The 13,995-nt window shown below is 41.2% G+C and carries 8 protein-coding genes and 1 pseudogene; 1 reads left to right on the forward strand and 8 read right to left on the reverse strand.

The genetic code is table 11. The annotated features are described in order from the left end of the window. Positions 1-220: 220 nt before the first annotated feature. The 8 genes and pseudogenes from KFO40_RS02140 to KFO40_RS02175 all read right to left on the reverse strand — a co-directional run bounded on the left by KFO40_RS02140 (position 221) and on the right by KFO40_RS02175 (position 12,727). On the reverse strand, positions 221-1,687 hold the full coding sequence (locus KFO40_RS02140) for a DUF4972 domain-containing protein (RefSeq protein ID WP_117611276.1): 1,467 nt from the start codon (positions 1,685-1,687) through the stop codon (positions 221-223). Between the two features lie 22 nt (positions 1,688-1,709). Continuing rightward, positions 1,710-2,851 (reverse strand): annotated as a pseudogene (locus KFO40_RS02145) (DUF4972 domain-containing protein). A 25-nt stretch (positions 2,852-2,876) separates the two neighbouring features. Beyond that, the gene (locus KFO40_RS02150) at positions 2,877-4,199 is read right to left on the reverse strand and encodes a glycoside hydrolase family 76 protein (RefSeq protein ID WP_211146038.1); all 1,323 of its coding nucleotides are present in this window, start codon (positions 4,197-4,199) and stop codon (positions 2,877-2,879) included. A 23-nt stretch (positions 4,200-4,222) separates the two neighbouring features. Further along, on the reverse strand, positions 4,223-6,142 hold the full coding sequence (locus tag KFO40_RS02155) for a RagB/SusD family nutrient uptake outer membrane protein (protein ID WP_004322390.1): 1,920 nt from the start codon (positions 6,140-6,142) through the stop codon (positions 4,223-4,225). An 11-nt stretch (positions 6,143-6,153) separates the two neighbouring features. After that, positions 6,154-9,585, reverse strand: coding sequence for a TonB-dependent receptor (locus KFO40_RS02160; protein ID WP_049702268.1), 3,432 nt, complete (start codon positions 9,583-9,585; stop codon positions 6,154-6,156). 158 nt (positions 9,586-9,743) lie between these two features. Then, a complete protein-coding gene (locus KFO40_RS02165) occupies positions 9,744-10,946 on the reverse strand; it encodes a FecR family protein (protein ID WP_211146039.1) in 1,203 nt (400 codons plus the stop codon). Between the two features lie 113 nt (positions 10,947-11,059). Continuing rightward, on the reverse strand, positions 11,060-11,632 hold the full coding sequence (locus KFO40_RS02170) for an RNA polymerase sigma factor (RefSeq protein ID WP_004299529.1): 573 nt from the start codon (positions 11,630-11,632) through the stop codon (positions 11,060-11,062). Positions 11,633-11,737: 105 nt separating this feature from the next. Next, positions 11,738-12,727, reverse strand: a complete 990-nt coding sequence (locus KFO40_RS02175) for a glycoside hydrolase family 43 protein (protein ID WP_118029770.1) — start codon at positions 12,725-12,727, stop codon at positions 11,738-11,740. Between the two features lie 164 nt (positions 12,728-12,891). On the opposite strand from KFO40_RS02175, the gene KFO40_RS02180 reads away from it, so the two are divergent. After that, on the forward strand, positions 12,892-13,995 hold the full coding sequence (locus tag KFO40_RS02180; protein ID WP_128858802.1) for a family 43 glycosylhydrolase: 1,104 nt from the start codon (positions 12,892-12,894) through the stop codon (positions 13,993-13,995).

The following is a 13,995-nucleotide window of genomic DNA, read 5'->3' on the forward strand; positions in this document are numbered from 1 at the left end:
GTTTATAGTATTTTTCCTGTTACAAAGATTGCAGAAATAGCTGAAAAAAAACGATAATATTTATTCAATAAAGAACAAATACAGACCAAAACACTTTTCTACAATAAAAATAAAGGATTAATAAAGGGTTATTGGAGAATAATTTCCCCTCACTCTGTCCTTATGACAGAGATAAGGGGAATATTTAATCTACCTATTGAAAACTCATTCCGGTAAACAATTATTTGTTATCTGTAATGTCTGTGGATTCAATCCATTGCCAGTTATCACCAACTAATGTTGCTGTATGACCTTTCAAACCTGTAATTGTTCTGGTAGCACTTTGAGTAGGCTGATCACCTTTCACTTCAAAATCCCAGGCTTCTACCAAATTCGGATTATCGGCACTTACACCTTCTTCATTACCCATATAAGAAGCATATACCTGATTTTCTGTCCGGTTTGTTTTCCAGATACGGATCTTCTTTATGTAACCGGAGAACCATTCGTTACGATTTCCATTATTGTCTTTCATGCAGAATCCGGTCATATGAATCTTCTTAGAAATAGAGTTATCGTTGATATACGTTCTCCAAGATTCGCCCACACGAATGATTTCACCTTGTCTCGTACCGTCAATCATAGAATAACACTTCACATCCGTCGGGGTATCAAATCCTGGCAGCCCTTTATCTCTGAATAAGAATGCATAATGAGTCCAACGATCTTTAGTCCAGTTGTCCGATTTTTTCCATCCCGGTTCCCATTCTTGTGGATTTGTATGATTATTATCTTGCCAGTGAGCAACCATTGTTCTCAACAATCCCTTTGTACGATCCTGGGCACGCCATCCGCTCCAATGAGGATCGTTTGTCATGGTAGAAAGGAAAGTACAGTTGTCTTCTCCCTGTTTATTGCAATATTCTTTGATATTCACCCAAAGTTCAATCGTAAATGCCTGATTGTCATCCTCTCCAAACTTCACATAATCCTCGCTATAACCAAAGTCTATATAGGAACCGGCATTTCCATCTACAAACAGATTCCAGGTAATCTGACTGTTATCCGGCCATGCAGAATCTTCGACTTCTTCTACTTTCTTATCGGCAGCAGCAATAGCCTCATTATAAATCTCCTGCGTCATATCTGTGATGGAACCGGATTTGATTCTTTCAGCCAGACTTTCCAAGTCTTTAGCTGCACTCTCCAAAACCGACTTATTTTCTACCGGATATTGTCCCTGATGATTTCCCCACTTCGTTTCATCATTAACGATCGCAAGTATTTCATCCGCCTTAGCCAGTAAATTATTGATATATTGCTGTGCTTCCGGAGACAGATTATAATATTTTGAATTTTTAAACTCGTCAATCGCTTGATTTACCTTTGCTACAGCAGCTTCCAAAGTTGTTTCATCCAGTTCTTCGCCAGCTTCTACCCGTGTTATCAGTGCATCCAACTCGGTAATAGCAGCATTTAATATATCCTTTCCGGTTTCAGGATATGTTCCGGGAGCAGTTCCGTAGGTTGAATTTTTCAATAAATAGTTCAATGACGTACGGCTTTCCTGTAAGATACTCAACTGTGTATCTGTTATATACTCGTCTTCAATATCGTCACAAGCGGTAAATATCCCTGCCAGACTAGAAATCAGGAGGAAAGAGAGGAGCATTGCTCCCTCTCTCCATTTATTAGTTAAACATTTCATGTTTTTCATCGTTTTTACATTATTATTCAACAATACGTTGCCACTCGTAAGTACCGATAATCTTAGCAGTATGACGGCCTGTCAGGTCTATTACTTCATTACCCGCACCGGAAGGTTTGGTCATGAAATCCCATGCTGCTGCCAAGTCTGCTTCTTTACCCGTCACTTCAGCCGTTCCATTATAAGAATTCTGAATATATTCGTCATCCTTTGCGCTTTTCCAGATACGGATTTTCTTCATATAACCGGCAAAACCTTCTTCAAACAGATTATCACTGGTACGCATATAACGTCCGAAAGCGGTCATCGGTGCATTATAGTTAGCATAGTTGCTCGAATTATAGAACCTGTTACCCACGCTTCCCTCGGTTGTTTTCACTTCTCCGTTCACATACAATTTCGCACGAAGCTCCGGACTCCCGGCAAGCCTTTATCACTGTACACAAACAAGAAATGTTGCCATTCTCCATCTTCCGGTGCCTTTAGTGACGGTTCACAGATATTTCCTCCTGTTTCGCCCCAACTCGCACGATAAATACCACCGTCCGCATTACGCCAGTACATCATCCAGCCGTTACGCCATCCATCACCGCCCATGTAAGTTGACAGGAACACATTCTGGTCTTTTCCACCACCTTTGGTTACTTTCACCCAAAATTCAACAGTAAAGGCTTGGTTTCCTTCGGTTCCGAAATTGACATATTCTTCGCTACGTCCGAAATCGATATAAGAACCACCATCACCACGTCCGTCCACAAACAGTTCAGCCGGTGTTGTTTCAGCGTCTTCTGTACGGATCGTACTCTTGAACTGTTCTATAGACGCCTTGGCTTCTGCCACATAGCGTTGTTTCTCACTTTCCGACGGAGAGGGTTGCTGATATTTGATTAAAAGTACCGCACGATTGGCATCATCTATCGCATCTGTCAGAATTGCCCGGCTTTCGGTGGGGTACTGTCCTTTCTTATCTCCGTAGTCTGAATTTTGCTGCAAATCGGTCATTTCAGCAATCAATGCATCCAGTTGGTCGATATAGGTATCTTCTATTTCAGGAGCCGCAGTATACTCGTCATGCGTTTCTTCAGAACAAGCCGCCAATTGAAGTGTCAGTACCATGCATAACACATAATACCACATTTTCCAATTTGAATATTTCGTATTCATTATTCTTCTTTTTTATGGGTTACAATTATTTATCTGCCGGAAACAACAACATCAATGCCGGTATTCCGGATGCACTATAGCTGTCAATAGTAGCGCCTTCTATCTGTGCCTTATGATATTCGCCACCACACAAATTACGTGTCTGGTCGCGATTAGCCCAGCCGTAATTAATGTTACGTTTCAAGAACGGTACGTACTGGGTCTGGCCACAATCATTTACCAGCATGGCCATGTATTCCGCAAAGATAGCGGTATAAATACCCTGTTCCACGCCACTCTCGAACGGCAGTAAATCATACGTTCCGGACATGGTATTCATTGTATAGTCAGCTCCCAAAATTGCATTGTCCAAATATGTTTTCTCACCGGTAGCTTTATAAAGCAATAACGAAGCTCCGATAAAAGTGGCCTGATTGTATACATGGTCCGACCATGCCGGATTGCCTTCACCATGCTTGCTGTCGGCAACTTCTCCGGTATTGCTGTCTACCAAATTCTTCACAGCCCATTCATAGATTTCTTTTCCTTTTGCCAGATAAGCTTCCTTCGTTTCATAATGCGGACGGGTAAAATCACCGTACTTATTACTCCAGCTTTCCGGATTCGGATCAGCCACACGATCGGCAGGAACATTGTTATAAAGGGTCAATGCAGCTACCACAGTCGGGAAATTAATACAAGCCATCTTACCATCACCGGCAGCATTTTCATTCGGATTGCCGATAGGCTGCCATTGCCAGAACATACCTCCACCCAAATTCTTTTCAGGATCTGCATAAGAACCCGTATCACCTACGCGGGGAGAACCGTACCATACACGTGCAAAACTTGCTTCTGCCAGACTGCGATACTCTTCCACTTTAAATAATTCGTAAGCACGTGCCAAAGTAATGGTCCACCACTGTATATCATCATAGATAAACCAGCCGGTATTCTCATTATTATCGTCGAAATCAAAGTTTACATAATGTGCTTTATTTCCGGCAAACAAATCATCACACAACTGCTTGTATTTGTTTTCTCTTTCCGTATCTCCTTCCGCTTTTGCACGTTTATATGCGTTCATAGCCATATCCCAATAGATCGGTTGGCACCAGATAGCGGCAGCTCCGTTATTACGGTCGGTAGCAGCAGTATAAGCGGTACTTGTTTTATAAATATTCTTATCGGGGTCCAGTAAGTTATCATTAAATGCTTCATAGGCAGTCCAGGTATCCGCATTGGTATACTCCGGTACAATCTCGTAATCCGGAGTATATGGCTTTGCCTGTTTATCCTCATTGCAAGAGGACATACAAAGGACACCGGACATGAGACAAACTGCAGAGAAAATATATTGTTTCATCATCATTTCTATTTTATAATCAGTATTTAGAATCCTGTATTCTGAACCAAGTTTTTATCAATATCAATTTCGCCCTGTGGTATGGGGAAGAAGTACTGACGGTCAAAAATACGCTTCACAATCTCCGTACGCTTGAAGAATTCATTTCCGTCATAATTGACATTCATACCGTGAATTGCCTTGTTGAAATACTCATTTACCAATCCCCAGCGACGTACATCAAAATAACGGCAGTTTTCAAAACTCAACTCAATGCGTTTCTCCTTACGAATCAGCTCCATGACTTCTTCCGTTGTAGTCGGTTTAGGCAGATTGACTGTTTCACCGTAGCCCGGAATGCCCGCACGCTTACGGATCATGTTCATATACGTCCAGATGTCTTCATGAGTCGGGCTGACATGAGCAAGCGCTTCGATATAGTCAAAATAAATATTAGTCAGACGCAAGAGCACACAAACCAGATTCTGGTTACGGTCACCGGAATCCATACATTTACGTACTAAATAACCTGTACTCGTATAGTCATTGCTACCTTGTTCCTTACCACAGCTTCCGCTATAAGTGAAATCTACTATATAACCGCCTTCTGTTCCTTCAAACCATTTTGAATTACTAAAGGTTATGTCTGCATAGAAACGAGGTTCACGATTAACATACATCATTCTGGTTCCTACCGGTGCATATAAAGTACCGTCTATTCCTTTGTATTCTGCTGTAGAGACTCCTTCTTCTACATAATCGGATTTTTCGTTGATAATCGGAGTGACACCGTCAGCACTATAACCGGAAATAGGGGATTCTCCGTTTGACATGAAATAGGCATCTACCATTTCTTGGGTTGCTCCCAACAAGCTACCACCCCTATAGTTGGTCGTATTACCGGATCTATTCGGCATACGGTCGTACTGCATGGTTCCGGCAGCATTATCCAAACGGTAGAAAATCATTTCTTTATTGTTACCCATTTCAGAAAACAAGGTTCTTACTGCACGGCGATAAGATTCCGTCGGACTGAATCCTTCCGAGTCCGGACCGGAAACAGCAACACCGTCCTTATTGGTATACATCAAATGATAACGACTTCCGTAATTAGAGAAGAAAGTGTTACATTCATCAATCACTTTCTGCCAATTGGCACGTTTGGTAGCTTCATCCGGTTTGTTAGGGAACAGCTTTGTTCCGTCCGTATTAGCCAAGCCTGAATAGTAAGTGCACTCTCCGTTAAACAACCAGCTGGCACGATAAGTCAATGCTTCAATGATAAACGCCTGTGCAATCGCCTTGTCAATACGGCCATATCCGGACACTTTGTCGGTAGAAGCATCGTCCAATAAACCATCGTTTTGTGCACCTTTCAGTTCTGATACGATAAAATCAAAACACTCATCTACCGTATTGCGCGAGAGTTGCAACTCATCACTCGGAGTATCCATCGGAAAATCCTTTTCAAGCAAAGGAACCGGACCATAAGTACGTACTAAATAAAAATAATAGATCGCCCGCAAAGCTCTTGCCTCCGCTTTCCATTGATTTCTTTCTGTAACAGTCAGCGGTGCCTGATCTACATTTTCTGTAAATACTGCCGCTTCATGAATACCTGAAAACCAACTCTTCCAGCGATATAATACCATTGTTCCTTCAGTCGCATCGATAGAGTTGTTATTTATCAGTTTTTCCTTTTTGTCATTTGTCCACTCCGCCTCATCGCTAGCGCCCGTCCAAGGACCGGGAGTACGGTACAGACTTGTTTCATGCACCTGACGTTGGTTAAATTCATCCGGTAAGAATGTGTATACATTCGAAAGATACCGCAAGGCTCCATCTCTGGTTGTGAAAATCTCCTTGAGTGATAAACGGTCATCAGGCACCTGGTCAAAATAGTCATTACAAGATGTCGTCAAGAGACACGCCAGCAAACTTACGATTATATAATTATATTTTTTCATTATCTTTTTGTTTAGAATGTGAAATTAATACCAACTGAATAAGAAGTCGTATTCGGATAAGAAGCACCATTATCGGTATTCAACTCCGGATCCCACAATTTGAAGCGACTCAAAGTGAACAGGTTAGTTCCCATTACATATACAGCCGCATTCTTCAGATGAACTTTATTCACCCAGGGTTTCGGCAGATTATAAGAGAGCTGCAATGTCTTCAGACGCAGGAAGTTCATGTTACGCACCCACCAGGTACTTTTCTGGAAGTTATTAATGCTACTGGTTGTTTCGCTTCCATAAGACAAACGCGGATAAAAGGCATTCTGATCCGGATTTTCCTCTGTCCAACGGTCGTCAATGTTAGAGTAGAGGTTACCGCTACCACCACCGCCATTAAACGGATTAATACTGCTACCGTTCAATACACGTTCGGCTCCCGCTACGCCCTGAAACATCATGCCCACAGACAAGTCTTTCCAGCCTACTGTAAATCCGAAACCATAGACAGTTGTCGGCACATCTCCACGAGAAATGTAAGTCTGGTCGTACGCATCAATCTGACCGTCATTGTTCAAGTCCTTGTATTTGATATCTCCGGCTTTCACTGTTCCAAACTGTGAAGCAAACGGTTTGGGAGTAATGGCTTTATTGGCAGCCGACAAAGATTCCCAACGTGCCATATCATCTATTTCAGCCTGAGTGAACAGTCCCTCGGCGACATACCCTTTCGCTCCATTGATGTTACGTCCATATTGGTTCATCCATTCGTATTTCTGTTCCGGCAATTCTCCCTGAATCCATTTATCCTTATTAAAGGTGACATTACCCCGAAGCGCAATTACCCAGTCTTTATTGATACGCTTGTTATATTCGATTGTTCCGTCAAATCCCTTATTTTCTATGATACCGATGTTTCCGTAAGGAGCAGATGTGTTGTACCCCAAGAATGAAGGCATAGAATGTTCACGCTTCAACAGAATGTTTTCACGACGTTCCTTAAACAAGTCGAACACAATAGACAGGTCGTCATTAAATAGCTTAAGGTCAATACCCAAGTCTTGTTTGCGAGATTCTTCCCAGATCAGGTCAACAGCCATATTCACTGTTTCATAACCGGCCCACTTAGTTCCATTCGGTCCGAATTTATAGCCATAGTCTCCATTCTCTTTCATCTGATCCAGATACATGAAACGACGGTCGGAAACTTCGCTATTACCCACTTTACCATCCGTATAACGTATCTTCAAGAAAGAAACTGCCTTCGACAGAGGTTGCCAGAATTTCTCATTTGAAACAACCCATCCTACACCAAATGCAGGGAAAGTTCCGAAACGATGTTTGGGCGAAAAATTCTCGGCACCGTTATAACCGATGTTGAACTCTGCGAAGTAACGGTCTTTCCATGAATAAGTGGCACGACCGGCAATACCCATCATACGATACGGAATCGCATCTTCCAGTGTTCCTTTCGGATATAATAGTTTGGATTGCTGATTGAACAGGAATAACGCACTGACACGATGATCGTCGTTGAATGTCCGGTCATAGTTCAAGGAAGCCTCCAAATAGGTCTTTTTGTTACCACTCGTTTCCTGTTTATAGCTTAACACGTTACTTCCTTCATAAATACGTTGCAAAATAGGCTGCCCATTCATATCGTAAGGAACACTAGTGTCCAGGAAGTTGTAGGTAGACTCCGCACGGTCCTGATGTACATGTATCTCATTGTATACGTCGAATGCATACATAGCAGTCAGTTTCAGTCCTTTCGTGAGCATATCCAAATTCTGTGTGACGCGCAAATTAGAGTAAATCTGATTTTTCGTCAGGTTGTCATAGCCACGACGTGTAGCCTGCGAATAAGGGTTGTTAAAGTTGTTATTGGTTGAAGTTCCCGGTACATAGGCTTCTCCGTTAACAAAGAACATCTTCGGATATTCAACCGGTGAGATAGACATTGCCGCATTATACAAATCGGCAGAAGAGATGGCCGGATAATTTCCTTCTCCCAGATAACCTTGCGCACCGATCTCGACCTTAGTAGTAGGAGTTACATCGATATTCAAATTGGTAGTAAAGTTATAACGGCTATATTTCATTTTGGAGTCATAGGTGTTGATATTCTTATCAGTCACCGTCATACCTGTCTCATTAAAATAGCTGACTGATGCATAATAAGCGACTTTCTCGCTACCACCGCGTACATTTACATTCACACGACGATTATGTCCCCAATCATTAAAGATTTCTTTCAACCAATCCACATTCGGGTATAGATAAGGATCCTTGCCGGCAATCGTGTTACGTATTTGATCTTCTGTATATTTCGTAGCAATACCGTCATTACGCATTGCCTCGTTGGCTGCATTCATATAAGTGATACCGTCTGCCAAATCGACCATCTTCGTAAAACGGGTAAACGATTCATAATAATCCGCGCTCACTGTCGGTTTTCCTACCTTTCCCGGTTTGGTTTTAATCAAAATTACGCCATTGGCACCACGTACACCATACACAGCTGTTGCTGATGCATCTTTCAGCGTTGTCAACGATTCAATATCTTCCGGATCGATGTCATTGAACGAACGTTCCACTCCATCCACCAATACCAGCGGAGAAGAAGTGTTGGGAGTGGAAATACCACGAATCCAGATATCAGCAGCATCTTTTCCCGGTTCTCCTGTACGTTGTACAGCCACAACACCCGCCAGACGTCCCGCCAATGTAGTTGTCAAACTGGCAGAAGGCGTCTTAATATCTTCCATCTTCATGGAAGACTGTGCACCGATATTACTTATTTTACGCTGGGTACCATAACCCACAATAACAGTCTCTTCCAATTCGTTGACCTGTTCTTCCAAGGTGACATCATAAATGTTGGTCGAGGCATTGGTTCGTATTTCAGAAGTTTTAAACCCGATATAGGTAAACTTAAGCACTACGCTCTTCTTGGTTACGAATATCTCATACAAACCATCCATATTTGTAATCGAACCGTTTGCATCTCCATCCACAGTGACGTTCACCCCAATAAGCGGCTCTCCTTTTATATCAGTGACACGTCCGGATATTTTCCGCTTATTCTGTTGCTGTTCGGTTGAAGCAGGGGCTTTTCCGGAAATAAATATTTGCCTGTCAGAGATCCGATAAGTACACGAAGTACCTTCGAAAAGTTCAGAAAGGATTTCTTCTATATTTTTATTCTTACTGTCGATAGATACCTTACGTTCTAAGTTGACAGCGTCATCTAAATAGAAGAAAACAAATTGACTACTTTTCTCTATTGTTTTAAGCACTTCTCTCAACGTCGAGTTACTCATGCTGACCGAAAGAGTCTTAAATTGAGAATAATTGTTGTAACTTGCGAAAGAGTAGTCTATTCCGAGAAGTAAAAAGCACAGGAATAGCCCGAGAACCTTACTCTTTCGTTCTCTAATTGCATTTTTCATATTAAACATGTTAAAAATTTCTCATAATATTATTTTCTGTATATAAACATTCATAGGCACACAAGTCCCATCTGGATGATAGTTCGTATCATCCACTCTCTTCAATAATTACCATAAAATAAGGGAGTTAGATTAGTTTATTATCTTATTTTTTATATCTATTTCTTTACTACTCGATACGTTTTATATTGTTCATCATAGGCATAAGAAATTGGTGCAACAAAGGTTAATCCATTAATAACTGTTTCAAAGCTGTCTTTCAAATCGATTTTTCCGGAACATTTTATTTTACTTAGCGCTGGGTCAAATTCTACATTCACACCATAATAGGTAGACAGGCGTTGCAAGACTATTCCCAAATCGACACTTTGGAAACAATATAGTCCATTTATCCACGATATTGCCTGTTCTACATCTACTTGTGATATATTTTCCTTTCCATCGGCAGAACTGAACATCTGATTAGGAGCCAAAATCGCTTTCGGAGTCCGGGCTGTCTCTACCTGAACACATCCTTGCGCCAGCACTACACTTCTAATTGCTTCCGACTCATACGCCGTTACATTAAATTTAGTACCAAGCACCCTGACATTCATATCTTTGGTCCGCACATAGAAAGGGCGGTTTTCATCTCTGGTTACTTCTATGTAGATTTCTCCGTCCACATAGATTTCACGTTTATCTTTTTCAAACTCTACCGGATAAATCACTCTCGTGCCGGCATTCACCCAGACTTTAGATCCATCGGCAAACGTCAATACCGATCGCTTTCCACGCGGAATGACCAATTGATTGTAAGCTGCCGATTTTTCCTTTTGTATACTTTCCTGATTTGTTTTGATTTCTACGGAATCATACGTAATCTCCGTTTCTTTTTCTTTCAGGCTCACTACGTTATCTTCCGCCAAAATCAACAGTGTTTCCTCCGTCAGAGGCAAATCAGCTTTGGTATTCACTGCAAAAGTGGCAATATCCGGATCCAGCACCGAAGAATAACTCTTTAATAAGAAGAAACATCCCACAAGAATAGCAACACTGGCCGCCGAGCTCAATCCTATTAAGAAATAGTTCTTACGTTTCGCCTTCTCCTTATTTATATTGGTTGCCTGTATACGAGTCCATAAATCATCCGTTTCCTCGTTTGAAAGTACTTCTTCTTTCTCTTTTGAAAAAACCTCCAAATATCTTTTTGCTGCTATATATTCATCTATATTGGAAGGATTCATCTGTTCAAATTCATCCCAGAACTTCTGTGTTTCTTCCGTAGGATGATTCATGGAAGAAATAAAGAAATCATTCTGAAGGAATTCTTCAAAAGTATATAGGGAAAAATCTGTATGTTTTTGTTCAGAGTTCATCATTTTCATTGTCTTTACGTATGAATAACAGTTGTACTTTCATTTTATACTCACCTTTTCCGAAGTTTTTTCCACTTTTTTTTGATTGACAGGAAAAATAGGCTGATTATTCTCTCTTATTTTCTCTTAAATAAGTCCCGGATACGTCCCAAAGCCCGTTGAATGGAGTTAGAAACAGATTGATTATTCATGTCTGTCACCTTACTTATTTCATCAATACTCATCTCTTTGATATATCGATAATAAATAATTTCACGCTGTCTGTCCGTCAATACAGACATCATAGTATGTACGGTTGCCTGAACTTGTTTTTCCTGTTCATTATTAATATATATAGTTTCCGGAGTGGAGGGGGATTCGTCAACCGTCTCTTCTCTCTCACCTATTTCATCAAACGAAAGAGAATCTGTTGTCTTTTTTAGCGCATTAAAAAGAGTGTTTTTCAACGCTACCGTCAAATAAGCTGCAATATTATCTGTTGGGGCTAACTTTGCACGATTCATGTGGATTTTCACAAACACATCATGTATGCAATCTTTAATTAATTCTTTGTCTGAAGTATATAATAGTCCGAATCGAAACAGATCTTGCACCGTTCGATTATAGATTTGGGTATACGCACTCGAATCTCCCTCGAGAAACCTTTTCCACAAAAGGGAGTCGGAAAGAGTGTGTATATCTGGGTTCATTATAATAAGTATGTTTGATTTACAAGGACAAAAATAAAACAATAAATCAAAAAAAGCCCATCTTTATTAAAATATTAATTACGGATGGACTGAACTTTTCAGATTTTACTTCAATGGGCTTGCCTCTACTCCCTCGAAAGTCATCTTTATGGGTTTTATTTTTCCATCTTTATCAAAGTACATACGGTCAACGCAGGTCACACGAGCGTTTCCATCCGTTTCACCCAATGGATGGCGATGATAAATGATGTACCATTCATCCTCTCCCGGCCCTTTTACAACTGAATGATGGCCGGCCCCTGTTCCAATATTGGGATCCCTCTGTAATATTTTTGCTTCTCTTTTGAAAGGTCCGAACGGTGAGTCGGCAATGGCATAAGCAACACAATAATCCGGTCCGGTCCAACCGCCTTCTGACCACATAAAATAGTATTTTCCGTTACGTTTCAACATAAAAGGTCCCTCTACATATTTTTCGGGGGTTACTTCCTTATAAAGGGTACCATCTTCAAACGGCACGATACTCAACAAGTCCGGGGCCAGTTTCACCATATTACAATGTCCCCAGCCACCATAATACATATAATACTGTCCGTCATCGTCTTTGTAAACAAACTGATCGATCGGTTGCGCACCATTTACAAATTTATCAATCAGAGGTTTGCCTAACGCATCTTTAAATGGTCCGGCAGGATTGTCGGCCACAGCTACACCAATACCGCCCAGTTCATTATTGCTTTGGATATCATTCGCACCGAAAAATATATAATATTTATCATTCGCATGAATCACGGCAGGTGCCCACAAAGCACGTTTAAACCAACTAATATTCTCTTTTGATAACACTTTCGGGTGCTTTGTCCAGTTCACCAGGTCTTTAGATGAGAAGGCATCCATGAAAGTCTGTTCGTCATAAGGCGCCGAATACGTAGGATAAATCCAGTATTCATCCCCAAATACAATTCCTTCCGGATCGGCATACCATCCCGGAAATACAGGATTGCCACTCGTCTTCGGTTGTTGATTGGCTTTTTGTCCAAATACAGACTGGGAACAGCAAATAACACTAAGAAGAATAAGGTGCTTCAGTTTCATACAATATCAATTTTAAAGTTCGTGCCACAAAGATGAGAAAAAACAACTAGAAATTCAATAAATACAAACCAATTAAGGATAAATACTAACCAATCTGCAAAAAAAAGATGATTTATCAGGATTTTGTGCTTTCTTTGCAGTGTCATTATTAAATGAAAAATACCATGAAAAGCAGATTGTTATTACTAGCCGTACTTTTAGTCATTATTTGTGCATCCTGTCAACCCAAGAAGAAAACAGAGCCGGAAAAGGAAGCCATAACAGGAGCTACTTATACAAATCCGCTACGTGAAAGAGGAGCAGAGCCATGGGCTGTTTTTTATAAAGGGAAATATTATTATACGCAAGGCTCTGAAAGCAGAATCATGCTCTGGGAGACCAGTGATATTACAAATTTGAATGACAGTCTTAGAAAGCCGGTATGGATACCAACCGATCCAAGCAATTCCCATCACTTATGGGCCCCCGAAATGCATCGCATCAACAACAAATGGTATATTTACTTCGCAGCAGACGATGGTAATATGGATAATCACCAGATTTATGTAATTGAAAACGAGGCTGATATTCCTACAGAGGGTAAGTTTGTTATGAAAGGGCGCATACCGACCGACAAAGATAACAACTGGGCAATTCATGCGAGTACTTTCGAACACAACGGACAGCGTTACATGATTTGGTGCGGATGGCAAAAACGAAGAATTGACAGCGAGACACAATGTATTTACATCGCTTCGATGGAAAATCCGTGGACTCTTTCTTCCGACAGAGTTCTGATTTCCAAACCTGAATATGAATGGGAGTGTCAATGGGTGAATCCCGATGGCAGCAAAACAGCCTATCCGATCCATGTGAACGAAGCACCTCATTTCTTCCAGCCGAAGAATAAAGATAAAGTATGCATTTTTTATTCCGCCAGCGGTAGCTGGACTCCCTATTATTGTGTAGGATTGCTAACAGCAGACGCCAATGCCAACCTGTTGGACCCTGCTTCCTGGAAGAAACATCCGACACCCGTATTTCAGCAGAAACCGGAGAATGAAGTTTTTGGCCCCGGCGGCAGTTCTTTCGTCTCTTCACCGGATGGAAAGGAATGTTATATGCTTTATCATGCCCGTCAGATACCGAATGATGCTCCGGGTGCAATGGACTCACGTACTCCCCGCTTGCAGAAAATAGAGTGGGACAAAGATAGGATGCCTATACTGGGAATACCGGATAAAGCCGGAGAACCCATGGCAAAGCCATCTGGTTCTCCAATCAATTAG

Origin of the sequence: Bacteroides sp. 1001302B_160321_D4, assembly GCF_015667765.1 — a bacterium.
Taxonomy (GTDB): domain Bacteria; phylum Bacteroidota; class Bacteroidia; order Bacteroidales; family Bacteroidaceae; genus Bacteroides; species Bacteroides xylanisolvens.